Origin of the sequence: Hartmannibacter diazotrophicus, from assembly GCF_900231165.1 — a bacterium.
Taxonomy (GTDB): domain Bacteria; phylum Pseudomonadota; class Alphaproteobacteria; order Rhizobiales; family Pleomorphomonadaceae; genus Hartmannibacter; species Hartmannibacter diazotrophicus.
In genome coordinates, this window is sequence record NZ_LT960614.1 from 860,016 (window position 1) to 885,543 (window position 25,528).

The following is a 25,528-nucleotide window of genomic DNA, read 5'->3' on the forward strand; positions in this document are numbered from 1 at the left end:
CCGGCGGCGGCCTTGGCCGCGCGTTTACAGGGAAACCGACATGTACGACGAGAAAATCGAACTCCTCATCGATGGTGAATGGTGCCAGGGCAGCGACGGCAAGGCGGAAGATCTGATCAATCCGGCAACCGAGGAGGTTCTGGCTGAGGTTCCGCACGCCTCGGTCGCCGATCTCGATCGCGCTCTTGCGGCCAGCGCGCGCGGCTTCAAGGTCTGGAAGGCGATGACCGCACAGGCGCGCCACGTGATCATGATGAAGGCGGCCGAACTGATCGAGGCGCGCAAGGAGCGCATCGGTCGTCTGTTGACGATGGAAAACGGCAAGCCGCTGGCCGAGGCCGTTCCGGAAGTGCAGTTCGCAGCCGACGCCACGCGTTGGTATGCCGAGGAAGGCAAGCGCGCCTACGGGCGTATCGTTCCTGCCCGCCTGCCGGGCGTGCGTCAGATGGTGGTCAAGGAGCCGGTCGGCCCGGTCGTCGCCTTCGCGGCGTGGAATTTCCCCTCCTCCAACGTTATCCGCAAGGTCGCCGGCGCGCTGGGTGCCGGCTGCTCCGTCATCATCAAGCCGGCCGAGGAAACGCCGGGCACAGCCGTCGCTATTGCGCGCTGCTTCCAGGAAGCGGGCGTTCCGGCCGGCGTGCTCAATGTCGTCTTCGGCGTTCCGGCCGAAGTCTCCGCGCATCTGCTTGCTTCGTCGATCCCGAAAAAGGTGACGCTGACCGGCTCCACGGCCGTCGGCAAGCTCTTGCAGCGGCAGGCGGCCGATACGCTGAAACGCTGCACTATGGAGCTTGGCGGTCACGCGCCGGTCATCGTGCACGAGGATGCCGATCTCGAGCACGCGCTCAAGACGCTCGTCGCCTTCAAATTCCGCAATGCCGGGCAGGTCTGCACGTCGCCGACCCGCTTCTTCATTCACGAAAGCCACTACGACGCCTTCGTAGGCGGCTTTGCCGAACGAGCGGCCGCGCTGAAGGTTGGGAATGGCCTTGAGGACGGCACGCAGGTCGGCCCGATGATCGCCGCACGCCGTCTCGATGCCATGCAGGGCCTTGTCGACGACGCGGTGAAGGCCGGTGCCAGGCTCATGACGGGCGGCACCCCGACAGGCAATCGCGGCTATTTCTTTGCTCCGACTGTCTTGAAGGACGTGCCCGGCGATGCGCGGATCATGAGCGAGGAACCCTTCGGACCTATCGCGCCCATGACGCCCTTCTCAGGCTTTGACGACGTGATCGAGCGCGCCAACGCCCTGCCATACGGCCTGGCGTCCTTCGTCTTCACCAAAAGCGTCTCGACCGCGATGAAGACCGAGGAAGCACTTGATGCCGGCCTCGTCGGCGTCAACCACATGATGGTCTCCACGCCCGAGACGCCCTTCGGCGGCGTCAATGAATCCGGTTACGGATCGGAAAGCGGCATCGAGGGTCTCGAAGCATTTCAGCGCACGAAATTCGTCACCGAATTTGCGCTGTAACGCTGTCGGCCGTCAGAGTCGCGGGGAAAGTTGGCGACTTGGTCCAACCGAAATTCTAGCTCGAATAGGTTGCGAATTTTGGTCTATGCCCGCTTTGGACGACGGCGCCTGCTGCTGTGTTTGATGCAAACCGCCGAAGAACTGGCGATCATCTATTAGATCTCCATGTTCATGATCTCAGGCATGCCCAGGCGGTGGACTGCCTCGCTCAGTGCATCGACGCAGAAGTCGGCCTCCTGTGTGATTGGGATGTGCCGAGTCAGGACCTTGCGGCGAACCAGTCAATGACTACGGCCAGATAGAGGAAGCTCCGGTGCATCGCGGCCACAGTCCGAAGATTTTGGATTTCATTTTTTTGAGTTCATATTCAGCTTTCTTCAGAAAATATTTGCCGCAATTCGTTCTGTTTTTGTGCTATTCTGAATAGGAAAGTAAAAATCGACGCCTCACCGACCAACGCACATTCAGCATCCACCGATCCGACCTCAGAGGATTGCTTCCTCGCAAAGCACATAGCTGCATCGCTTCTACGGGTGATTTCCGGGACCATTAGACCGGCGCTTTCAGTCAGCAGCAGACGAACAGAAGATCAGGCCCAAAACTCCCCTGTCGGGAGATAGGACGTTAAGCCGGGTTGTTGCTGTGGCGACTCTGTCGCTGAAAAGGACGCCTCAAAAAGACGGACGCTCTGAGAAATGCCTCAACGTCCGGCCACGTCGCGATTGGGTTAGAAAGCTGTCGGACGTGGTGCTCAGCCTACGGGCTGTAACCGTTTTGACGCTTCGGCGTCGGGATGCGGAGTGAATTTCAGGTCATCGGAAAACCGCCTGAAGCGGCCTAGCAAGCCTAAGCTCTTGTGCCTCACTGCTAATGCAGGATCATCCCCCTTCAGGTATCTTCGAAATGCGCTGAGAAGTGTCATTTTTTCGCGAAGATACCTGAAGGGGGAAAGTACTACACAGCAGGCACGATCACAAACCTTCCGTCTACATGGTGTCACTCTCCGATCATGAACCTAGACGGCGCGCGACGCGGAGGCGAAGCCGAAGCGAGTGCGGCAAGCCCGAAGGGCGCGCAGGCGAGCGCAGCGAGCGTCTCAGTGCTTGGAAGGTCCAATCAATCACCTTGCGGCTTATCGTCTTCATAGGTCCCGGTCATAGGATAGCCGGCGATGAAGAGTGGAGTGCTCGGCTTCGCCTCGCGGCTCCGCGGCCTTCGGCCTTGGCGCGTCGCTTCGCTCCGCGATGATTTGTTCATTCTCGGCCGGCTCTCCCTCTTCCGTCGGGTTGGGGAACCTTTTTCGGCTGTTCATGATCTAGGTTCGTTTTTTCTCTCCATGAGTTCCGGCTTGCCTGAGCGATTATTCAGATCCGTGTCGACACTTCCCTGGAGCGCTCGCAAGATTATTGGGCTATTCAGTCTGAGCGCAGAGCCGGGGGCACAATGTCAAACATGATAAGTAAAGTAATGAATGCGATGACTGCGGTCGATCTCAGGTCGCCGGCTCCAGCATTCTGTATCCAACGCCCGGCTCGTTCATGATGTAGCGCGGATTGGCGGGATCGTCGCCGAGCTTCTGGCGAAGCTGCCGGATGAAGACCCTGAGATACTGCGTATCCTGTTCGTGAGCCTTGCTGTGTTTCGGCGTGGAATATTGACCCCGTTTTGGGGGAGATCGGCATCCAATTTTGACCCCCCTTCGCCTTTGACGGCTGCGACCATCCGCTTTTTGAAGCGAGCGGATGGAGAGGGGGATGAAGACGGTGGATACGATCGCCCGTGTTCGACGCGCATTTCATGTCCAAGGGTGGTCAGTCAAACGCATCTGCCGGGAGCTGCACGTCTCACGAAACACGGTCCGCAAGATCCTGCGCTCCGACGAGACGTCCTTCAGCTATGAACGGGAGCGCCAGCCGCAGCCGAAGATCGGGCCGTTCCACGAGCAGATCGACAAGATGCTCAGCGACAATCGGGTCAAACCGGAGCGCGAACGCCTAACGCTGGTCCGGATTTACGAGGAACTTCGGACGTTTGGCTATGGCGGCAGCTATGACGCGGTGCGCCGCTATGCGCGCAGTTGGGCCAAGACGCAGGGATCAGCCACCGCAACAGCCTATGTACCCCTGCTGTTTCCGGCCGGCGATGCCTTCCAGTTCGACTGGAGCCATGAGGTTGTGGTGCTCGGCGGCGTCACGGTGACGGTCAAGGTCGCGCAGGTCCGGCTCTGCCATCGCCGGATGATGTTCGTTCGAGCCTATCCGCGCGAGACCCAGGAGATGGTGTTCGACGCTCACGATCGGGCTTTTGCCTTCTTCGGCGGTGTCTGCGCACGCGGCATCTACGACAATATGAAGACGGCAGTGGAGACGATCTTCATTGGCAAGAACCGGGAATACAATCGGCGCTTCGTCCAGATGTGCAGCCATTATCTCGTTCAGCCCGTCGCCTGCACCGCGGCCTCCGGCTGGGAGAAGGGTCAGGTCGAGAACCAGGTCGGTCTGGTGCGCGAGCGCTTCTTCACCCCTCGGCTCCGCTTCAAAAACTACAACGATCTCAATGCCTGGCTGCTCGACAAATGCGTCGCCTATGCCAAAGCTCACCGCCATGTCGACCAGACGGAACGCACGATCTGGGAGGTATTTGAAGACGAGCGCGACAAACTGATCCCCTATCGCGTTCCATTCGACGGCTTCCATGCGACGACTGCCTCGGTGTCGAAGACCTGCACCGTGCGCTTCGGCAACAACAAGTACTCGGTTCTGTCGACTGCGGTCGGTCGACCTGTCGAGGTCCTGGCCTATGCCGATCGGATTGTCATCCGCCAGGACGGCACGGTGGTGGCCGAGCATACCCGTGCGTTCGGCCGAGGCGAGACGATCTACGATCCCTGGCACTACCTGCCTGTTCTGGCCCGCAAACCCGGAGCCCTGCGCAACGGCGCCCCGTTCCAGAACTGGGCTTTGCCGCCGGCGGTGGACCGTGTCCGGCATCGCCTGAAGGATGTCGAAGACGGCGACCGGCAGATGGTGGCGATCCTCGCCATGGTGCCGCAGGACGGCATCGAGGCGGTCGAAGCCGCATGCCAGGAAGCGATCGACCAAAATGTCTGCTCGGCGCCGGTCATCCTCAACATTCTGGCGCGGCAACGCGATCCGGCTCCGGCCATCACCATCGTCACGCCGGATGCCCTGCGGTTGCGGCACGAACCGTCGGCCGATTGCAGTCGCTACGACAGCCTCAGGAGGATCAACTGATGGAACGAACCCAGGTGCTGGAACTGATGGGCACTCTCAAGCTCTTCGGCATGCGCAATGTCTACGACGAGATCATGACGACGGCGATCAAGCGTCAGCACGAGCCTCCCAGGATCGTCGGCGACCTTCTCTCGTCCGAGATCGCGGAAAAGCAGGCGCGATCCATCAAGTATCAGCTCACCATCGCCAAACTACCTCTGGCCAAAGAGATCAATGACTTCGACTTTACCAACACGCCGGTCAACGAGGCACTTATCCGGGACCTTGCCAACGGTGCCTTTATTGCCGACCAGCGTAACGCCGTGCTGATCGGCGGCACCGGAACCGGCAAGTCGCATCTGGCCATTGCCATCGCCCGAGCATTGATCCGAAACGGCTCGCGTGGCCGCTTCTACAACGTCATCGATCTGGTCAACCGTCTCGACTTCGTCGTCATGGACGAACTGGGTTATCTGCCCTTCGCCCAAGCCGGAGGTCAATTGCTGTTCCATCTCATCAGCAGGCTCTACGAGCGCACCTCGATCATCGTCACCACCAACCTCGCCTTTGGCGAATGGCCAACCGTCTTCGGCGACGCCAAAATGACTACCGCGCTTCTGGACCGGCTCACCCATCACTGCGAGATCATCGAGACCGGCAACGAGTCCTGGCGCTTCAAGAACCGAGCCTGATCAGCCCAAACCAGCCCCGAAACATGCAATCGGCTCTCCGGACCGCGCAACCCAAACCAGCTTCGCCCAGTGAGCGCTGCCGCCGTGCCCATCCAACAAAGGGGTCAATATTGGACGCCTACACGGGGTCAAGTTTGTGTGCCGTTTGACAGTGACGAACAGGCGCAGACCGTGATGGTGGCGCGAGACAGGCAGTCTGTCGGCTTTGACCGAGATAACCGGGTCAGCTTTATTGCGTCCGACTCTCTACGCCGTGTAAGTCGACTCGGTTGAATTCACCGTTGTTGTTAGTGGCCGCGATCAGACCACGAGCCTTTGCCTGATTGGCAACTAAAACATCATTGGGCCCTAATGGTGAAGACATGGATAGCAGATGGTCTATGAACAATATTGAGGTGGTTTGCCGGCACGTGCCATCTTGATGGCAGGGCCATGCACCGCTATATATGTGCGGAAAGGAGATTGGATATGGCTGAACCCCAACTTTCTGTCCGCAGCTCAAAAGCGCGGGATCTGGCCCACCGTCTTGCTCGCAGAGAAAATCGTTCAATAGCCGATGTCGTGGAGCGCGCCCTGGAGTGGTACGAAATTAGAGAGGCGGGTCGTGAACCGGCAGCAGCATTCTACGCGCGGCTTGTGACGCAGTCTGGGACCGATATCGATTTGGAGGCGGTTATCCGAGAGAACCGCGATCCTCATCGAGGAATTGAACTTTGATTTTCCTCGACACCAATGTTGTCTCGGAGACTCTCAAGAAGGCACCGAACGAGGCAGTCGTTGCGTGGCTGGTCCGGTACGACGCCGAAATTGCGCTGCCAACGGTCACGATTGCCGAGATTGCCTTTGGTATCCAGAAGATAAGGCCGGATCAACGTGCTGATCGGTTGGCACAAGGACTGTTGGATTGGCGTCGCCGCTTCTCCGACCGTATATTCGGGCTGACTGAAGAGGCGGCGTTGGCCTACGGTGAAATCATGGGTAATGCCTCTCGTCAAGGACGGGGAATGTCGGCGCCGGACGGCATGATTGCAGCCATCGCACACGTGAATGGCGGCCGGCTGGCAACGCGAAATTTGGCGGATTTCGAGACGACGGGTCTGGAACTGATATCGCCGTGGGACTTTTGACGTCGCGCAAGGGGAGGGGAGCTTCTATAGCCCTGCCGCCTTGGTCAAATTGACTCTGAATCTATCCCGCCTTCGCTGATATCGGCGCGTCATCTCGGCGGAGACATGCCCAAGCTGCTTTTGCACATAGCGCTCGTCGACTTCGGCCGAGGAAGCCAGGCCGGCGCGCAGGGAATGACCGGCGAACAGTTTGACACGATCGGCTTCCGAGAGAGCACCACGAATTCCGGACGCCAGCACGGCTCTTTTGACGAGGCGGGCGACCTCCTGATCCTTGAGCCTTTCGGGACCGACGGTTTTGCCCTGGCCGGTAACCCGCCGAAACAGCGGGCCGTGCACGAGCCTTGCGAACTTGATCCAGGTCTCGAGTGCTGCAACAGGACAGGTGGCATCGGACTAGCCGCGGCCGATCTCGACTTCGCGCCAGCCGGTTTTGCCGCGCAGGGTCACCAGCAGGCCTTTTTCCAGACTTTCGACCCACCCGCGTCCGTCATCGGTCTGGTCGCGGCCAAGGTCCAGACCGGTGATTTCGGAGCGGCGCAAGGCCCCGGCAAAGCCGAGGAGCAGCATCGCTCGGTCGCGAAGCCCTCGAAGTGTACCGCGATTGAGCGTTTCCAGCATGGTGACCAACTCTTCGGGCAGGATCGCTTCCTTCTGACGCGGCGGGGCGGCGTGCGTGTTGCGAATGCCGGCAAGAACCGTGGCGATGGCGCGATCCTGTCGATCGAGGTGAAGCCCGCGCTGGGCATAGTTCCAACTGATGGCGGAAAGGCGCCGCTCGATGGTCGCAACCGTGCTCGATCTTTTGGCGCGCGTTGCCGTGCCTGAGGCGAGCGCGGTGATGTAAAGACCGACGATGTGCGGATCCGGCGGAAGGGGTTCCATATTCGAGCGCCGGCACCAGGCGCAAAACTGTTTCCAGTCGGCGGCATAAGCCCGGCGGGTGTTTTGTGAGCTCGCTGCCTCGACGTAAGTGCGAGCGCGATCGGTCAGGTCCTGCAGATGGGCGGGAAGGGGAGGGGACTCCTGTGCCGGCAAGACAGACGTCCATCCAGCGCCGGCATCCGTATGTCCGGCGTCAGACGGTGCGGCCTCTTCCGGGGCATCATTTTGGAGTGTTTCGTCACGGACTTGAGCCATGTTCTCTATAAAGACAGAAAAGACCGATAATACAACAGTATGACCCTGTAGTGCAGAGATGACGAGCATGGAATGCGGGCAAAAAAGTGGGTGCGAAACGAGCCTTGAAGCCCCGGCAGATAAAGGCAATCCGTTTCTTTCTCGATCGAGAAGGCCGACTGCGGAATCGCGCGTTTGTTTGATCTCACAATCGGCAGCAAGTTGCGGGGTTGCGATCGTGTGAAGCTCAAGATCGGCAATTTGGTCGTAGGTCCGGAAGTTCGAGCGCGTGTGATAGTTGTGCAGCAGAAGACCGGACGGCCCGTTCAATTCGAACTGATGACCGATGCCAGAACTAGGTGTTTAGTCCCGGTATTTGATGGTACATTATTCGGCTAGGAATGGAGGGATGCTCTCATCGCGATGTTTGGCTACTTCTCGTATCTGCCGCGCCAGATTGTTTCCTTATCATGATCTTGCTCCTCTGGGTTGGTTAGTTCACGGCGACTGTCAGGAAATTCGTGGTGTGGGACCGCCTACATCCCTCCCGATTTGACCCAGTCGAAATCCGCTCCGGCACAGACCGACGAGCCAAACCGTTCCGCAATTCCGAGCGCGCATGCTCACAGGCGTCCGGTGAGAACCAACACGAGGAGGATAATGATCAGGATCCCAATCACGCCGATCCCACCATGCCCGAAGCCGTAGCCGTAGCCGCCGAAGCGGCCGCTGAAGCCACCGAGGAGGAAGATGATGAGAATGATGACAAGAATGGTACCGAGCGACATGACGTTTCCTCCGTTGGCAAGACCCTGCCGATCTGTTGACTAACCGCGACACCGACGAGGCTGATAACTTATCCTAGCGGATGCGATCCACAGGCCGCCATCCAGAACCAGATCGGCTAATTGCCCTCGATCGTGACGCCGTGCTCGCCGATCTCGATGTCGATACCGCTCCTGCTCTCCCGATAGTATAAGTAGCCGACGATAGCGACGCCTGCGGCGAGCAGGCCGATCACAAGGTAAAGAACGTTTCGACTCATTGCGTCCGACCTTTCAAGCGTCCCCATGGCGGGGTGCTACGTTCCGGTATTTCTGAGGCCCCTAAATTTCAGTGCGAACGCGGAAACCGCGTTGCCATGCCCAGAAGTCTATTCTCCGCGGAGCGTATCCTTCAGGCCCCCGACGGCGTTCTGAACCTCGCCCTTGATCTTGTCGGCCTTGCCCTCCGACTCAAGCTTGGCGTCGCCAATCGCCTTGCCGAGGGCCTCCTTGACCTTTCCCTTGACGACCTTCGCGGAACCGATCACCCGATCCTTGTCCATCGCGTGCTCCTTTCGAGACACATGAACTTCTTATTGAACAATGGAGGCATCCGCGAAATGCGCATTGATCAATATCAAAGAACTTAACCGTTCTTGCCATTTCCGTAGGCCGCAACGGTGATCTTTGTCAGGAGTCCGGCGATGACCTTGCCCTCGGTGAAAACAATATGCCGCTGCTCGATCCGGTATTACCGCATGGAAGAAGGGCTACAACCGCAGTCGACCGGTCATATCTGGCCTGTCTCACGAATTTGCCGATCGGATCACAGACCCTTTTGCACGATTTCTGAAGATCGAGGCGGCGGCAGGAGGACTTTTGCTGCTTGCGGTGCTCTTCGTACTGATCCTTGCACATTCAGCCTGGTCAACGCCTTTCCTGGCGTTCTGGGAGACACTGATCAGCCTTCATATCGGTGCGCTGGATTTCAGCCGTTCATTGCGACACTGGATCAACGACGGTTTGATGACGTTCTTCTTCCTGATTTCCCTGGAACTCAAACGGGAGATCGTTCTCGGCGAATTGCGGAACATACGCGTGGCGGTGTTGCCATTCGCTGCAGCTTTGGGCGGGATGTTGGTGCCGGTAACTCTATATCTCGCGTTGACAGCCGGCAAATCCGGAATGCACGGATGGGGAGCCGTGATGGCCACCGACACAGTGTTCGTGATCGGGTGTCTCGCGCTCTTCGGTTCCCGTACCCCGCCAGCCTTGCGCCTCTTTCTGCCGTCACTAGCAATATTCGATGATGTGGGGGCAATTCTGGTGGTGGCCATCGGCTACGGCGAAGCGTTGAATTGGTTGGCGCTCGGATTTGGCATGCTTGGACTCGGTGTCGATGCAGGTGCTGCCCGCCTCGGGATCAGAAGCATCGCCATCTATTTTCTGTTCGGAGGCGTAGTCTGGCTGTGATTCGATGCCTCCGGCGTCCATGCGACGATCGCCGGCGTTGTCCTTGGATTAATAACGCCGACCCGCACGTATGGGTCACCGACGCTCGCCTGCGTGCGATCCTTGGCCGCGTGCCGGCCTATCCAGGGGTCAGCATTGGAGCGGAGACACCGGAGATCGCCGCAATCTCCGACAGGCCGACAGGGCGGTCGAGGAGTGGCTTTCTCGAGTCGAGCAGCTCGAGATGATGCTGCCCCCTGGGTTGGTTTCGCGATCATGCCGATTTTCACCTTCGCCAATGCCGGAGTACCGATCACCGCCGCCGATTTCGGACAACCGATCTCCCTCGCGATTTTCGTGAGTCTGGGTCTGGGCACGCCGGTTGGCGTTTTCGGTTTCGGCCTGGCTGTCCGCGGATCTAGTCTGAGCTGGCCCTTCCCGGCGGCCGGCGCCTTCCCGACCGGCATCGGCTTTACCATGTCATTGTTTATCGCCGGACTTGCCTACTCGCCAACAATGCTGAATGCCGCCAAGCTCGGGGTTCTCGCTGGCTCCGTTGTCTCCGCAGTGACCAGGCTTGCGATGCTGGTCTGGCTGACAATTCGCCGAAGAACGACTTAAGGTTCGGCACAACTCGCCTCTCGATCCGCTGGGAATCCTGCAAGACTCATCGACTACGACTTTCCGGGTGCTCTGTGCCGGTATTAGGGCCCGGACACAGGACGCGAGACAGGATTTCCCTGTGTCAATGCGACCTTTCCGAATTGATAAGACCCTCGCGGAGACTTGAGTTGAAGGGCGGCAGACAATCCCATCTGCCTTATATAAGGACGCATATTAATGCAGGTGGCATCGTCGATTGGCGGTAAGCATCCGAATTGTCGAAACGCAGGATAACGCGGGAATGACTGCGGACGCCAGACTGCCCCATTTCCGCCCCGAAAGGCAAAAGATACGACATCATTATGCCGCTGTTGACAGCGAGAAGGCGATCAGGGCCCGGGACCGCGACTATTTGAAGAATGGGCAACCAGGGTTTTGGAAATGCTGCTTTCGCGTGTTGGTTATTATAGCGACTTCTTCGCTTATCCCGTACAAATTGCGGTCTTGGGTGCGGCGACCTTCACGTATGCGGACGCTGATCGAGCAAGCATTTATGTTGCGATCTTTCTGGCAAGTTTGGCGCTGTGGACACTGCTCGAATACATACTGCATCGCTTCGTGCTGCATCATCTGCCGTGGATCAAAGAGATGCATGAACAGCACCACCGGGATGTACGTGCGCTGGTCGGCACGCCGACCTGGTTCAGCATCGCCCTGATTCTGGGCTTGGTATTCTTTCCGGTTCTTTGGCTTGCCGATGTCGCAATCGCGAGCATCGCCACATCTGGCTTCATGTCTGGCTATCTCTGGTATGTGAGCGTTCATCACATGGTGCATCACGGGCATCCGGTACATTCCGGTTGCTTATATTCCGCCAAACGCAACCATGCGATGCATCATGCCGACCAAGCTTATAATTTCGGCGTCACGTCGTGTTTTTGGGACCGTGTTTTCCGCACGGTGCGTCGGCCGCGATAGGTTTCCCGCGGGACGATCCATGGCATGTCTGTTTCGCTCCGCCTCCCCGGTTGGTGTTCAATTTCCGCCGTCAGAGGCTTATGCTGCTGCTGCGTGAAAAGGGACCAGGCCGAAATGAAGAGGGCGGCGATCAGAGGGCCGATGACGAAGCCGCTGAGGCCGAAGAGCGAAATTCCACCGACGGTCGAAATCAGAACGACATAGTCAGGCAGCCTTGCTCCCTGGCCGACAAGCGGAGGACGAAGCAGGTTGTCGATCAGACCGATGACCAAGGCGCCGATGGCCACCATGACCAGTCCCTTGATCCAAGCACCGACAAGGAAGAGCCAGATCGCGGCGGGACCCCAGACGATCGCGGCCCCCACAGCCGGCAGCATCGACAGGAAGGTCATGACAACGCCCCAGAGGAGTGCAGCCTCGATCCCAAGGGCCCAGAAGGTCAAGCCGCCAATCACGCCCTGAATGATCGCGATGATGACATTGCCGCGCACCGTGGCGCGGACAACGGCGGCGAACTTGTCGACGAACTGGCGCGTATAGTCATCGCTCAGCGGAATGGAGTGACGCAAGGTCTTTCCTAGGGACGCACCATCCCGGAACAGGAAGAACAGCAGATAGAGCATCAACCCCATGCCGATGAAGAACTGCAGCGTGTTCTGTCCGAAGCTCAACACGCCGCCGGCGATCGACTGGCCCGCCTCCATGAGGCCGGACGAGATCCTCGCCCATAATTCGGCAAAGCCATCGAGCTTGAGCGAGGTCAGCCAGTTGTCGAGAAAGGCGGGAAGGATGGCCTGCAGGCGCAGGAGATGGGCGTGCAGGTCGATCTCATTGCTGCTGATGCGCTGATAGAGGCTCGTCCCCTCCTGGATGAGCGATGCCAGGATCGCAAGTGCCGGCAGGATCACGAGGCAGATGCACAGAAGCAGCGTGAGCAGCGCCGCTATCGTGGAACGGCCACCCAGCAACCTTTCCAGTCGCTGGTGAACAGGGAAGAAGAGGATAGCCAGGATGACCGCCCAGAGGACTGCTGTATAATAGGGAATGAGCAGCCACACGAAGGCCACCGTGACGACGGCCAGGAGCACATAAAAGCTTGCTCGTTGGATCGACATTATGCTGCATTCCTTCTGTCATGGCTCTGCCAACGAGACGTCAGACTTTCAAGCTTCGGTGGCTCCTCTGACCGGATACCCCATTGCCATCAGGCGATTTCCTCCGTGATGACGTCAAAATGGGTGAGCGCGGCCGGTCCGAAGGCCGTCGAAAGAGCGACATCCGTGGCATCACGGCCCCTCGCCATCAGGATGCGCCCGATGCGGGGCTCATTGTGCCGCGCATCGACAGTCCACCAGCGACCGCCGAGATAGACTTCGCACCAGGCACTGAAATCCATGGGGTGCGGGTCCTTCGGTACGCCGATATCGCCGAGGTAGCCGGTACAATATCGGGCGGGGATGTTCAGGCATCGGCAGAGCGTGATGGTGAGATGCGCGAAATCGCGGCAGACGCCCGACCGGTCCATGAAGCCGCCATAGGCCGTGCGCATGGGGTCGGCCCTGTCGTAATCGAAGACGAGATGGCCATGAACGAAATCGAGGATGGCCTTCACCCGCGGCCAGCCCAAAGGCGTCGCGGAGAACTGCTTCCAGGCGAAATCGGCCAGGCGGTCAGTGTCGCAATAGCGGCTCCCCAACAGGAAGGCCAGGACATCGTCGGGCAGGTCCTGGATCGGGAGTTGCACGGCCTGTTCGGGAACGGGTTCCGGCAATCCACTGTCGCTCACTTCGAACTGGGTCGAGATCATCGTCCTGCCGGGAGGCGCCACGATCCGGCTGCAGGCATTACCATAGGCATCCAGATAGTCGCGCTGGGAGATCGCGCGGCTGAAGAAGAGGCTCTGCTCGGTGCAGAGATCCCGTTCCCTCGATGGGTGTATTTTCAGGACGAGCAACATCGGCGTCTCGTTCTGACAATCGTATTCGATGTGAAACCCTGCGCGGATCCTCATGACACCGTCTTTCTGCAATACTTGACTCGACTTGTCGATCGCAACGATTGAGACCCGATGGCGTTCCGTTCGATCACTGCATTGATTGTGGAGGATGCTCTCTCCCTCGCGCCGAGCAAGCGTTCCCGTTTCATGCGCGCCATGCAGCGGGCAAAGCCTCAGGCGGCAGTGCTGGCGTCCGAGTGAAATGTCGCATGGGCTATCGTGACACTCATGCCCTTGTCGCTGGATGCGATCTCCACCCGTGCATCGAGCTGCTTGGCCAAGGCCTCGATGATCAATGATCCCAGACTAGCTCCGGGCTCAGCCGGCTCGTTCGTCACGCTTCGTCCGACACCGTTGTCGGCGACAACCAGGCGCCAATCGGTGTCGTGTGTCTCGTAGCTGACGAGTACCCGTTCAGACCCCGTGGACACCGGGAAGGCATACTTGATGGCGTTGATGACGAGTTCGGTCACGATCAGACCAATGCTAACGGCATTGCTGGACGGGATCGTGCTTTCGGTCGCATGCAGGTCGATGACGATCGGCCGGCTGTCCATGATGATGGACTTCGCCAGGCCATCGCACAGCTTCTTCAGGTAGGCCGACACCTCGATCTCGTCGACGCCTTCGGTCATGTGCAGGTAATTCTGGACAGTGGCCACCGACATGACGCGCTGGTGGGCGTCTTCGAGATGGCGACGGCTTTCCTCGGAGGTCACCGCGCGCGCCTTCAGCATGAGAATGCTGGCGATGATCTGCAGACTGTTGGCGACCCTGTGCTGCATCTCCTGGAAGAGAACTCGCTGCTGGGCAAGCAATTCCTCGGTGCGTTCCAGCAGAGCCTGCTTCTCGGATTCTGCTCGCCTCGCCTCGGTGACATCGCGAAACGCAAGCAGTGTGTTCGGGGCGGACGATCCGCCGTAGTCTACGGTTCGCGCCGACATTAGGAGCGTGCGACGCCCGAGGCTCGCGACGTCCCTGTCGAATTCGAAAGCCGATATCTGAGGGTGGTCCGGCATCGCAGCCGCAAGACGCTGGCGTAGCGCCGGGATATCCCATTGCCGCTCGTCCAGATCAAACAGGCAGACGCCGTGCGATCGCGCCGGATCGATCTCAAATGTCTCGAAGAAAGTGCCGTTTGCAGCGACCAGCCGCAAATGGCTGTCGAGGACGACAAAAGGTTCCGCTATGGTTTCGACTATGGCGAGCGCGAGCCGTTTCACGTCACCGGGGCCCCCGAACTGCTGCATCGGCAAGCCCCTCGGTTGCAAGGCGGACGATCCCATCGATCCCCAGTCCCGTATGTAGAAAACTACGCCTCATTGTTCCATTTGGCTAGGACGATCCAAGCCTGCGCCATTCCGCCGTGCCAACCCAGGCGGGCCGCTCGGCTGAGCTCTCGCTCTCAAGCAGACGCTGCCGGAAGGACCGGCGACACGACCGACGACACGGTCGATCTCGATCGGCATCGGGGGATGGCCGCACAGCAGTCGACGCTGCTTCGCCGCCTTCTCTCGGAGGACGAAGACGACGCTCGGGCGCTGCGTCTTCGCCAGGAGGAATTGGAGGCGCAGCTGGCGGCTGCACCGGCCACAACAACCTGTTGATTTCCATTGAGAGTTGACCCGGATTTCCATCGAGAATTGACCCTGTTGGTTGATATGTCCCGCGGTGCGGGGGATGGGTCAAGCGGGTGATTTGTCCCTTCTGTATTTGGATGTCACGGAGCTGGAGCGGAACCGGAAGCTGTCGTTTCCTGTCTCAAAGATGTGGCAGTGATGGGTGAGCCGATCGAGGAGCGCGGTCGTCATCTTGGCATCGCCAAAGATCTCAGCCCATTCGCTGAAGCTCAGGTTGGTGGTGATGACGACACTCGTGCGCTCGTAGAGTTTGCTGAGCAGGTGGAAGTGGAGTGCACCGCCTGACGGGCTGAACGGCAGATAGCCCAGTTCGTCGAGAACGAGCCGATCGAGGCGCAGCAACCGCTCGGCAAGCTGGCCCGCCTTGTTCATTGCCTTTTCCTGCTCCAGCGCATTGAGCAAATCGACGGTGGCGAAGAACCGGACCTTCTTGAGGCGATGCTCGACGGCCTGTACACCGAGGGCGGCGGCAATGTGCGTCTTGCCGGTGCCGGGACCGCCGATCAGCACCACGTTGTGAGCGCCATCGATGAACTCGCCGCGATAAAGCTAGAGGACCATGGCTTCTTTGACCTCGCTCGACGCAAAATCGAAGCCGGCCAGGTCCTTGTAGGCAGGGAACCTTGCTGCCTTGATCTGGTAGGCAATGGACCTGACCTCGCGTTCGGCAAGCTCGGCCTTAGGCAACTAGGAGATGATGGGGACGACGGCATCGAACGCGGGCAACCCCTTGCTCGATCAGGTCGCCGGCCGCCTGAGCCATGCCGTACATTGTGAGAGAGCGCAGCATGACCACGACGGCAGTGCTGGCGGGATCATAACGCACGGGTCGCCGCTTTCCTGCAAAGCGCATCATACCGCTCAATGTCCGCCTTGGGTTCGCGGCGCAGCTTCAGTGCCTGTGGTGCATCGATCCTTGGGGGCTTGTCTGCCTTGCCATCGAGCAGGCGGTGCAGACCATTGAGGATATGGGTCTTGGTCGGTACACCAGCTTCAAGCGCCAGTTCGACGGCACACAGCACGGCCTGTTCGTCATGGTGCAGGACCAGGGAGAGGATCTCCACCATCTCCCTGTCGCCCCCGGGGTCGCCGCAGAAGCTGGCTCTGTAGTTGCAGGAACGCGCCCGGCATCTCGGTAAAGGGCGCCCCGTTGCGCAAAGCTCGCGGCTTGCGCTGGATCACCGCCAAATAGTGCCGCCAGTCATAGATCGTTCGCCCTGGCTGATCATGGCCTCGCTGGATAATCCGCCGATGCTCGCACAGGATCTGCCCTGCCGCGGCGATGACGATCCGATCGGGGTAGACCCGCAGGCTCACCGGACGATTGGCGAATGATGCCGGCACACTATACCGGTTGCGTTCGAAGGATATCAGGCAGGTTGGAGAGACCCGCTTGGCATGTTCAACAAAACCGTCGAAGGGCCGTCCCAAAGGCATCAGGCTCGCAACCTCGCCAGCATGAACATCGGCGATGGTCCCGGGCAGTACGCCGTGCTGGATCTGGCCCCATTGCGCGATGCATTGCTCTTCGAGCCACATATTGAGCGCATCAACATCCGGGAAGGAAGGCCCAGAGAGACCATGGGCCTGCCACAGCCGGCGACGGGCATCCTGAACATTCTTCTCGACCTGGCCCTTCTCCCAGCCCGAGGTCGGATTGCAGAACTCCGGTTCGAACAGATAGTGGCTCGCCATGGCCGCGAACCGCGCGTTGATCTGCCGAGCCTTGCCGGTCCCAATCCGATCGACCGCAGTCCTCATATTGTCAAATATCCCGCGCTGCGGCACACCGCCAAGAACCCGGAAAGCCTGGGTCATGGCGTCGAACAGCATCTCGTGGGTCTGGAGCGGATTGGCCCGGACAATGAAGGCTTTGCTGTGCGACAGCTTCGTGTGAGCGGCTTGCAGCTTGGTCTGCTTGCCCGCGATCATGGCCCAGTCCTCGCTCCAGTCGAACTGGAACGCTTCGCCTGGCTGGAAAATCAGCGGAACGAAAGTCCCGCGCCCAATGGTCTGGGCATCGCGCTGACGGTCCGCCTTCCAACCCCGGACAAATGCCGCAACACGGTTGTAGGAACCCTCATATCCCAAAGCCAAGAGATCGGCGTGCATCTGCTTGGCCGTGCGCCGCTGCTTGCGCGACTTGCCGGCCTCGATCCGAAGCCAGGCAGACAGCTTCTCGGCAAACGGATCGAGCTTGCTCGGTCGATCGGGAGCCTTGAACTTTGGTTCTATGGTGTCCGCCCGCAGATACTTGCGGATCGTGTTGCCCGACAAACCCGTACGCCGCTCAATCTCCCGGATCGGGATGTGCTGCCGGAAATGCCAGCGTCGGATTACACTGAGTAACGCCATGTCGATCACTCCTGGATCCCCCCGACAAATCAGTCAGGGGAACGGTCAAAACATGGGTCACTTCTCAGTGGAAATTTGTGCCTCTCCCGGGTCAACTCTCAGCGGAAATCAACAGGGCTATCGCTCAATCCAGAATGAGAGGCCCGAATTGAAGAACAAGCAGGCCACGCTGCGGCAGGTGATCAATGGCAAAGAGCAAACGGATCCGGACCCGATGCACACGGCATCACGACAATGGTGACCTTTGTCAGGTCTGGAGGATCACACATGGAAAAAATGCGGGACTAACCGCTCGTGCAACCACGGCAGCCATTCACTAACCGATTGGCTCAAGCATTCTGTATCCAACGCCCGGCTCGTTCATGATGTAGCGCGGATTGGCGGGATCGTCGCCGAGCTTCTGGCGAAGCTGCCGGATGAAGACCCTGAGATACTGCGTATCCTGTTCGTGAGCCTTGCCCCAAATCTCCACGAGCAACGCCTTGTGGGTGATGATCCTACCCGCGTTGCGCGCCAGCATCCAGAGAACGTCGAACTCCTTGCGCGTGAGATGCAGTGGCCTGCCGGCGAGATCGACCGTATGGGCGGAGACGTCGATCCTGAGTTCCCCAACCTCGACGACGGCCTGAGCAGTGGTGCCGGTTGCCGTCGTCCGGTCGCGCAGCAGTGCGCGGACCCGCGCGAAAAGTTCCTTGATGCCGAAGGGTTTGACGACATAGTCCTGCGCGCCCGCGTCGAGGGCCTCAACCTTTTCGGTTTCGTCCTGCCGCACCGACAGGACGAGAACCGGGGTCTGTGACCATTCTCGAATTCGCCTGATGACGTCCTTGCCGTCGATGTCCGGAAGCCCGAGATCGAGCACGATGATGTCCGGGCTTTCCGTGGCCGCCTTTTGCACCGCTTCAAGGCCAGTGGCGGCTTCCACGACCTCATAAGCGTGCGCCTCCAGTGCCACCCGCAGGAAACGCCTGATCTGGCTCTCGTCGTCGACGACAAGGATACGGGCGAGCGAACTCATCAAGGGACCTTCGCGTCGGCCATAAGGGGGAGCCGGATTTCGATGCGCGTGCCCGAGCCGTCGGGCCTGGCGGCCGTGGCGCGGATGCTCCCGCCGTGCACGTCGACAATTCCCTTGCATATGGCGAGACCGAGACCCGTGCCGGCCCGCTGGCCGTCGCCAGCACGGACGCGGTAGAACATGTCGAAGATACGCTCCCTGTCTTCCTGTGGGATGCCTGGTCCTTCGTCGCTCACGGTAATCATCAACCCATCCCCTTCGATCCGTCCTGCGACGGTGATGGCGGAACCGTCGGGGGCATACTTGGCGGCGTTGTCGAGCACGTTGGCGAAGACCTGCTGCATTAGGACCGGATCGACGCACATGGCCGGAAGGTCGTCGCCGACCTCGAGGACAAGCGTGTGGTCCCTCAGAACCGAGCCGAGTTGGTTTGCAGCCGCGCCGACGATCTCTCGCGCTTCGCCTGGCTGCCGGTCGAGTTTCAGGGCACCATAGCCTAACCGGGTCATGTCGAGGAGGTTCTGGACATAGCGGTTGAGGCGGTCACCTTCTTCCCGGATCGTCTCGGCAAGCTGGCGGCGGCCATCCGATCCCAGTGCCTCGTCGGCTTCGATCATGGAACTGGCGGAGCCGATGATCGAGACCAGTGGCGTGCGCAGGTCGTGGCTGACGGAGGATAGCAGCGCCGAACGCAGCCGCTCCGTTTCGGATACGAGACGGGAATCCTGCAAGTCCGATACGAGCTGTGTGCGCTCGACGGCGATCGCCACCTGATCGCTGAGGGCGCTCAGGATGCGCAGGTCGTCCGGCGTCGCCGAACGCCAGTCCTCGAAGGTGATGCCGAGCACACCGTGTGTGCCATGGGCCGTCCGGAGCGGCACGAAGACCCAGTCCGATGAGGGAAGCGTGGCAGTCGCCCGGCCGGCGGGCTCGCCATGTTCGAAGGCCCAGAGGGCGGCGCCATGGCCTCGCGCGTCGAGCTCGTCGAGAGGCGGAAACGCTCCACTGACGTCCAGCCGCCCGCCTTCCGTCGGCGTCAGCGCGACGGCCTGGCATCGCAAGATCGCGCCGACGTTGCTGACGGCGGTCCAGACAACGTCGTCGAACGAGGCCGCGCTGGCCAGCCTGCGGCTGAACTCATAGAGGCTCGCCGTGCGCCTTGCAATTGCCCGTTGCGCGTCCGCCTGACTGCGCAGACGCGCGGCCAGATTCCCCGCGAGAACCGATGCGGCATAGAACAGCACCAGCGTCAGGAAATCGTCCCGGCGGTGCATCTCGAAGGTGAAGTAAGGCACGGTGAAGAAGAAGTTGTAGGCAAAGAAACTTGCCGTGGCCGCGTAGAGCGAGGGCCAGAGGCCGAACCGCGTCGCAGTGACTAGAACGCCCGTCAGAAATACAAGCGAGAGGCTTGCGACCGGCAGCAGGCGGTCGATGCCGAATGCCGTCAGAGTGGCGATGGCAACGATGCCGGTTGCAGCCAGATAGGCTCCCGGATCGCGCTCGATGCGCATGCGCCCGGCCCGAATGGCCGCGCGTCTGGCCTCCTCCTGATCCGGGGCGATCAGTGTGATCTCGAAATCATGCCCCTTTCGGATCATGGCCTCGGTCACCGTTTCCCGGGTAAGGAAGGCAAACAGGCGGCGCGGGCGGGGATGCCCAACCAGGATCCTTGTGACGTTGCGGGAGCGCGCATAGGTCAGGATTTCGCTGGCGATGTCGGTTTCGGCGTTGACGCTGGCAATCTCGGCCCCGAGCGTCTCGGCGAGCCGAAGAGCCCCGGTTATCCTGTCCTTCTCCTCGTCCGGCAGGCTTTCGCCGGAACCGGAGACGATGTTGACGGCGAGCCAGGGCGCTCTTGCCCGTTCGGCCATGCGTTTGGCCGCCCGCACCAATGGCTTGGCGGCCGGCGATTCATTGACGCAGACCAAGATGCGATCCTGCGTCGGCCATGGCCCGCTGATCGCATGGGTCTTCATGTGAGCGATCATCTGCGCGTCGACACGGTCGGCGGCGACGCGCATTGCCAGTTCACGCAACGCCGTCAGGTTGCCCTTGGAGAAGAAATTCTCGATGGCACGCGCGACCTGATCATTGAGATAGACCTTGCCTTGCCGAAGACGCTCGATGAGGTCTTCCGGGGGCAGGTCGATCAACTCGATCTCGTCGGCAAGTTCCAGCACCCTGTCCGGAAGGGTCTCCCGCACCCGCACGCCGGAAACACGCGCCACGATATCGTTGAGGCTTTCCAGATGCTGGACGTTCAGTGTCGCGTAGACGTCGATTCCGGCGGACAGAACCTCCTCCACGTCCTGCCAGCGCTTGTCGTGACGGCTGTCCGGGACGTTGCTGTGGGCGAGTTCATCAATGAGGGCAAGTTGCGGTCGGCGAGCGATGACGGCTGACAGATCCATCTCCTGGAGGATGCGGCCACGATAGAAATGCGGCTCGCGCGGCAGGACCGTCAGGTTCCTGAGCAGGCGTTCCGTATCCTGGCGACCGTGGGTCTCGACAACCGCCACCACCACGTCGATACCTTCGGCCGCGCGTTTGCGCGCCGCCTGGAGCATTGCAAAAGTCTTTCCAACGCCTGGCGCGGCGCCGAGGAAGATCTTCAGTCTTCCGCGCCCTTCCTTCGTAGCCTCGACAAGAAGGGCTTCCGGCTCGGGGCGTGCCTCACCGCTGGTCTGTGCCGGCGCCATTTGTTGGTCCCATCCCCTTGCCCGTGACCGGTGCTTTTTCGTCGAGTGCCAGGTTCAGCCCGAGGACGTTGACGGCCGGCGCGCCGAAGATGCCGAAGAGAGGCCGTTGGGCAAGCCTGTCCACCAACCGGTGCACATCGGCGTTTGCAAGCCCGCGAGCGGTTGCAATCCTGCGCACCTGAAGATAGGCGCTTTCGGGAGAAATGTCGGGGTCGAGGCCGCTGCCGGATGAGGTCACGAGGTCGACAGGAATGCGCACTGTCCCGCTTTCTGCCGCCATTGCGCGCGTCCGCGACGCGACCGCCTCTACCAGTGCCTTGCTGGTCGGTGCCAGGTTGGTGGCACCGGAACTTGCCGCATCGTAGCCGACGGCGGAGGGGCGCCCATGGAAATACTCCGGCCGCGCGAAGCTCTGTCCGAGAAGGGCGGAACCGATCACGGTGCCGCCCTGCGCAAGCAGGCTGCCATTGGCCTGATTTGGAAAGAGAGCTTGCGCCGCGCCGGTGATGGTGAGGGGATAGGCAAATCCGGTCAGCACCGTCATCACGGCCAGCAGCACAAGAGCGGGTCTCATTTGCGACAGCATCTGCATCATTCCTTCTTATGCGAGGCCGAGCGCGACAACGGCAAGGTCGATGGCCTTGATGCCGAGGAAGGGGACGACAAGGCCGCCGAGGCCGTAGATGAGGAGGTTGCGACGGAGGAGTTCGCCCGCTGAGGACGGCGAATAACGCACACCGCGAAGCGCAAGCGGGATCAGGGCGAGGATCACCAGGGCATTGAAGATGACGGCCGACAGAATGGCGCCGCCCGGGCTCTTGAGGTCCATGATGTTCAGCGCCTGAAGGCCCGGATAGGCGGTCACGAAGAGCGCCGGCAGGATGGCGAAATACTTCGCGACATCATTGGCAATCGAGAAGGTGGTGAGGGCCCCCCGGCTGATGAGGAGTTGCTTGCCGACAAGCACCACCTCAATGAGCTTTGTCGGGTCGCTGTCGAGATCAATCAGGTTGCCGGCCTCCTTGGCCGCGGCCGTGCCGGTGTTCATGGCAACGCCGACGTCGGCCTGGGCGAGGGCGGGGGCGTCGTTCGATCCGTCGCCGCACATGGCGACGAGCTTGCCGCTGGCCTGCTCGGCCCGGATCAGTTCCAGCTTCCGCTCGGGCGTTGCTTCGGCGAGAAAATCGTCGACGCCGGCTTCGGCCGCAATGGCGGCCGCGGTGAGGGGATTGTCGCCCGTGATCATGACGGTGCGGATGCCCAGGCGCCGCAATTCCGCGAAGCGCTCGCGAATGCCGGGCTTGATGACGTCTTTCAGGTGAATGACGCCCAGGAGGCGCTTGTCGCGTGCAACCACCAGCGGCGTGCCTCCAGACTTGGCGATGCCTTCCACGATGCGCGTGAGTTCCGGACTGGGAATGTGTCCGGAATGACGGAGGATGGCATCGCTCGCGCCTTTGCGGACCTCACCGCCGCCGGCAAGATCGGCGCCCGAAATCCGCGTCTGCGCGCTGAAGGGCACGAAGCCGGCGACCTCGGCTTTCAGAATATCGGCCTTGCGGCCGAGCTCCTTGCGGGCAAGATCAACGATGGATTTGCCTTCCGGCGTCTGGTCGGCGAAAGAGGCGAGCAGGGCGGCCTCGATCAAATCTGTCTCCCGGATGCCGGGAAGCGGCAGGAAAGCGTCCGCCATCCGGTTGCCGAAAGTGATGGTGCCCGTCTTGTCGAGAAGGAGCGTGTCGACGTCGCCGGCCGCCTCGACCGCCCGACCGGACTTGGCGATGACATTGGCCTTCACCAGCCGGTCCATTCCGGCGATCCCGATGGCCGACAGAAGACCGCCGATCGTTGTCGGGATGAGTGTGACGAGAAGGGCGACGAGGAAGGCGACCGGGATCGTCGTGCCGGAATAAACTGCGAAGGGTTCGAGCGTCGCAACGACCAGCAGGAAGATGATCGTCATGCCGACCAGCAGGATCGTGAGGGCGATCTCATTCGGCGTCTTCTGACGTTCGGCGCCCTCGACCATCGCGATCATGCGGTCGAGGAAACTCTTGCCCGGCTCCGCCGTCACCTTGATCACCAGCCAGTCGGAGACGACGCGGGTTCCGCCGGTCACGGCAGACCGGTCGCCGCCCGACTCGCGGATGACCGGTGCGGATTCACCGGTGATCGCGGATTCATCCACCGAAGCGACGCCCTCGATAACATCGCCATCGCCGGGGATGAGGTCTCCGGCCACGGCGAGGACCACGTCGCCCTTGCGAAGTGCCCTGCTTGAAATCGTCTCGACCTGTTCGCGCGACGGCGGATTGCCGGTAAGACGCTTGCACTCGGTCTCCGACTGGGCGGTGCGCAGGCTGTCGGCCCGGGCCTTGCCGCGCCCTTCCGCGATCGCCTCCGCGAAATTGGCAAAGAGCACAGTCACCCAGAGCCAGAAGGCGATCTGGCCGACGATTGCTGCCGTCTCGGCGCCGGAGACAAAATCCCTGAAGAAGATCAATGTCGTCAGGACTGCGACGACGCCCGTGACGAACATGACCGGATTGCGGGCGAGGGCACGCGGGTCCATCTTCGCGATCGCACTTCTGGCGGCCGGGATCGCCAGGTTTATGTCCAGCAGCGGGATGTCGCTGCGCTTGTGCTTGCTCATCGAAACGCCTCAGAATGTTTGTCCGGACAGCATTGACACCTCTTCGGCGATCGGGCCGAGGGCGAGTGCCGGGAAGAAGGTGAGCCCGCCGAGGATCAGCACGACGATCATGAGCAGGATGACGAAGAGCGGGCCGTGGGTCGGGAAGGTGCCGGATGAGGCCGGCGTGGGGGTTTTCGCGCCGAGTGAACCGGCGATCGCCAGCATCGGCACGATGAAGGCGTAGCGGCCGAGCAGCATCGCGATGCCGGTGAGCGTCGTGTGAAACGGCAGGCTCGCGCCGAAGCCCGCGAAGGCCGAGCCGTTGTTGCCCGTCGCCGAGGAATAGGCATAGAGGATCTCGGACAGGCCATGTGGGCCGCGATCCTGGACAGCGGCAAGCGCCGATGGAACGGTCGCCGCGACGGCGCCGAAGACGAGGACTCCGACGGGCATCGACAGGAAGGCGAGCACCGCAAGCTTCACTTCCCGCGCCTCGACCTTCTTGCCGAGGTATTCCGGTGTCCGGCCGACCATGAGCCCGGCGAGGAAAACGGTCAGCACGACGAAGAGCAGCATGCCGTAGAGGCCGGCGCCAACGCCGCCGAAAATGACCTCGCCGACCTGGATGTTGAGGAACAGCGCGAGCCCGGAGAGTGGCGTGAAGCTGTCGAGCATCGCATTGACCGAGCCGTTTGAGGCGGCCGTCGTTGCTTCGGCCCAGAGTGCGGAGAGCGCAGTGCCGAAACGCACCTCCTTGCCCTCCATGTTGCCGGCTGCCTGGTCGATGGGCAGTGCATGAAGCAGCGGATTACCCTGGATCTCGGCGCCGTACATCACTGCAAGGCCGGCCAGGAAGAGAAGGCCCATGGCTGCGAAGATGGCTATGCCCTGCCGCTGGTCGCGCACCATGCGGCCGAAAAGAAAGCAGAAGGCCGCCGGGATCAGCAGAATGGAGACGAGCTCGATCAGATTGGAGATCTGGGTCGGATTTTCGAAGGGATGCGCCGAATTGACATTGAAGAAACCGCCGCCGTTGGTGCCGATCTGCTTGATGGCGATCTGCGAGGCAACGGGTCCCCGGACAATCACCTGCGTTGCCCCTTCGACGGTCGTGGCCTGGACGGAAGGATCGAGCGTCTGCGGTACGCCCTGCCAGACAAGCAGGAACGCTATGAGGATGGACAGCGGCAGCAGCACGTAGAGGACGGACCGGGTCATGTCGACCCAGAAGTTGCCGATCGCGCGGGCATTGCGGGCCGCGAAGCCCCGGATGACCGCTACTGTGGCAGCCATGCCCGTCGCGGCCGACATGAAATTCTGCACCGTCAGGCCGACCATTTGGCTCAAATAGGAAAGCTGCGTCTCGCCGCCATAGGCCTGCCAGTTCGTGTTGGTGACGAAGCTGACGGCGGTGTTGAAGGCAAGGTCCGGGGACATCGGCGCGATGTCCTGCGGGTTCCAGGGCAGGATATTCTGAAGTCGCAGGATCGCATAAAGCAGCAGCCAGCCGGCAAGATTGAAGGTGAGGACGGCAAGAGCGTAGCGAGTCCAGTGCTGGTCTTGTGCTGCCGCTTTGCCGGCAAGCCGGTAGAGGCTCTGCTCGACCGGTCGCAGGACAGGGTCAAGCCAGGTCCGTTCCCCCTCGTAGACGCGTGCGAGGTAGAGGCCGAGCGGCCAGGCGAGCGCGACAAGGATCACCGCATAAGCGCCGAACTGGAGAAGGTCGCGTGTCACAGCGTC

At 60.8% G+C, this 25,528-nt stretch carries 16 protein-coding genes and 7 pseudogenes; 8 read left to right on the plus strand and 15 right to left on the minus strand.

The window, feature by feature from the left end:
* Window positions 1-40 precede the first annotated feature (40 nt).
* Window positions 41-1,477, plus strand: coding sequence for an NAD-dependent succinate-semialdehyde dehydrogenase (locus tag HDIA_RS04090; protein WP_099554637.1), 1,437 nt, complete (start codon window positions 41-43; stop codon window positions 1,475-1,477).
* 1,492 nt (window positions 1,478-2,969) lie between these two features.
* On the opposite strand, the gene HDIA_RS26010 is transcribed toward HDIA_RS04090, so the two are convergent.
* The gene (locus HDIA_RS26010; RefSeq protein ID WP_099558692.1) at window positions 2,970-3,251 is read right to left on the minus strand and encodes a winged helix-turn-helix domain-containing protein; all 282 of its coding nucleotides are present in this window, start codon (window positions 3,249-3,251) and stop codon (window positions 2,970-2,972) included.
* On the opposite strand from HDIA_RS26010, the pseudogene istA (HDIA_RS04100) reads away from it, so the two are divergent.
* The 4 genes and pseudogenes from istA (HDIA_RS04100) to HDIA_RS04120 all read left to right on the plus strand — a co-directional run.
* A pseudogene (gene istA, locus HDIA_RS04100) lies at window positions 3,232-4,722 on the plus strand (IS21 family transposase); the annotation flags it as partial. The gene HDIA_RS26010 and the pseudogene istA (HDIA_RS04100) overlap by 20 nt on opposite strands.
* A gap of 8 nt (window positions 4,723-4,730) precedes the next feature.
* On the plus strand, window positions 4,731-5,402 hold the full coding sequence (locus HDIA_RS04105; RefSeq protein WP_099554643.1) for an ATP-binding protein: 672 nt from the start codon (window positions 4,731-4,733) through the stop codon (window positions 5,400-5,402).
* A 468-nt stretch (window positions 5,403-5,870) separates the two neighbouring features.
* Window positions 5,871-6,119 (plus strand): type II toxin-antitoxin system VapB family antitoxin, encoded by a 249-nt coding sequence (locus HDIA_RS04115; protein WP_099554645.1) that lies wholly within the window; start codon window positions 5,871-5,873, stop codon window positions 6,117-6,119.
* A complete protein-coding gene (locus HDIA_RS04120; RefSeq protein WP_099554647.1) occupies window positions 6,116-6,529 on the plus strand; it encodes a type II toxin-antitoxin system VapC family toxin in 414 nt (137 codons plus the stop codon). The genes HDIA_RS04115 and HDIA_RS04120 overlap by 4 nt, the downstream gene beginning before the upstream one ends.
* A gap of 24 nt (window positions 6,530-6,553) precedes the next feature.
* Here HDIA_RS04120 and HDIA_RS04125 read toward each other — a convergent pair.
* Window positions 6,554-7,669, minus strand: a pseudogene (locus tag HDIA_RS04125) (tyrosine-type recombinase/integrase).
* Window positions 7,670-7,755: 86 nt separating this feature from the next.
* Here HDIA_RS04125 and HDIA_RS25785 point away from each other — a divergent pair.
* Window positions 7,756-8,014: pseudogene (locus tag HDIA_RS25785) on the plus strand (integrase); the annotation flags it as partial.
* Between the two features lie 257 nt (window positions 8,015-8,271).
* Here the strand turns inward: HDIA_RS25785 and HDIA_RS04135 are convergent.
* From HDIA_RS04135 to HDIA_RS04140, 3 genes are all read right to left on the minus strand, one after another.
* Entirely contained in the window at window positions 8,272-8,436 is a 165-nt protein-coding gene (locus HDIA_RS04135; protein WP_099554649.1) for a DUF3309 family protein, read from the minus strand.
* Between the two features lie 116 nt (window positions 8,437-8,552).
* Window positions 8,553-8,693, minus strand: a complete 141-nt coding sequence (locus tag HDIA_RS25635) for a hypothetical protein (RefSeq protein WP_173796182.1) — start codon at window positions 8,691-8,693, stop codon at window positions 8,553-8,555.
* A 108-nt stretch (window positions 8,694-8,801) separates the two neighbouring features.
* Window positions 8,802-8,975 (minus strand): CsbD family protein, encoded by a 174-nt coding sequence (locus HDIA_RS04140; protein WP_099554651.1) that lies wholly within the window; start codon window positions 8,973-8,975, stop codon window positions 8,802-8,804.
* Window positions 8,976-9,267: 292 nt separating this feature from the next.
* Here HDIA_RS04140 and nhaA point away from each other — a divergent pair.
* Both nhaA and HDIA_RS04150 read left to right on the plus strand, forming a co-directional pair.
* Window positions 9,268-10,485: pseudogene (nhaA, locus tag HDIA_RS04145) on the plus strand (Na+/H+ antiporter NhaA).
* A 423-nt stretch (window positions 10,486-10,908) separates the two neighbouring features.
* Window positions 10,909-11,445 carry a sterol desaturase family protein gene (locus HDIA_RS04150; RefSeq protein ID WP_099554653.1) on the plus strand — a complete coding sequence of 179 codons (537 nt, stop codon included), beginning with the start codon at window positions 10,909-10,911 and terminating at the stop codon, window positions 11,443-11,445.
* Window positions 11,446-11,528: 83 nt separating this feature from the next.
* Here the strand turns inward: HDIA_RS04150 and HDIA_RS04155 are convergent.
* The 10 genes and pseudogenes from HDIA_RS04155 to kdpA form a co-directional block, all read right to left on the minus strand.
* Window positions 11,529-12,560 (minus strand): annotated as a pseudogene (locus HDIA_RS04155) (AI-2E family transporter); the annotation flags it as partial.
* A gap of 89 nt (window positions 12,561-12,649) precedes the next feature.
* Entirely contained in the window at window positions 12,650-13,456 is an 807-nt protein-coding gene (locus HDIA_RS04160; protein WP_099554657.1) for a transglutaminase-like domain-containing protein, read from the minus strand.
* A 158-nt stretch (window positions 13,457-13,614) separates the two neighbouring features.
* Window positions 13,615-14,691, minus strand: coding sequence for a sensor histidine kinase (locus tag HDIA_RS04165; RefSeq protein WP_099554659.1), 1,077 nt, complete (start codon window positions 14,689-14,691; stop codon window positions 13,615-13,617).
* Between the two features lie 435 nt (window positions 14,692-15,126).
* Window positions 15,127-15,934, minus strand: a pseudogene (gene istB / locus HDIA_RS04175) (IS21-like element helper ATPase IstB).
* Window positions 15,897-17,436: pseudogene (gene istA / locus HDIA_RS04180) on the minus strand (IS21 family transposase). Before istA (HDIA_RS04180) ends, istB begins: the two co-directional pseudogenes overlap by 38 nt.
* 316 nt (window positions 17,437-17,752) lie before the next feature.
* Window positions 17,753-18,454: a response regulator gene (locus HDIA_RS04185; RefSeq protein ID WP_099554663.1), complete on the minus strand. Its 702-nt coding sequence runs from the start codon at window positions 18,452-18,454 to the stop codon at window positions 17,753-17,755.
* A complete protein-coding gene (locus tag HDIA_RS04190) occupies window positions 18,454-21,153 on the minus strand; it encodes a sensor histidine kinase (RefSeq protein ID WP_099554665.1) in 2,700 nt (899 codons plus the stop codon). The genes HDIA_RS04185 and HDIA_RS04190 overlap by 1 nt, the downstream gene beginning before the upstream one ends.
* Window positions 21,128-21,739: a potassium-transporting ATPase subunit KdpC gene (kdpC, locus tag HDIA_RS04195; RefSeq protein ID WP_099558693.1), complete on the minus strand. Its 612-nt coding sequence runs from the start codon at window positions 21,737-21,739 to the stop codon at window positions 21,128-21,130. The genes HDIA_RS04190 and kdpC overlap by 26 nt, the downstream gene beginning before the upstream one ends.
* 15 nt (window positions 21,740-21,754) lie before the next feature.
* Window positions 21,755-23,806: a potassium-transporting ATPase subunit KdpB gene (kdpB, locus tag HDIA_RS04200; RefSeq protein ID WP_099554667.1), complete on the minus strand. Its 2,052-nt coding sequence runs from the start codon at window positions 23,804-23,806 to the stop codon at window positions 21,755-21,757.
* A 9-nt stretch (window positions 23,807-23,815) separates the two neighbouring features.
* Window positions 23,816-25,522: a potassium-transporting ATPase subunit KdpA gene (kdpA, locus tag HDIA_RS04205; RefSeq protein ID WP_099554669.1), complete on the minus strand. Its 1,707-nt coding sequence runs from the start codon at window positions 25,520-25,522 to the stop codon at window positions 23,816-23,818.
* Window positions 25,523-25,528: the final 6 nt, after the last annotated feature.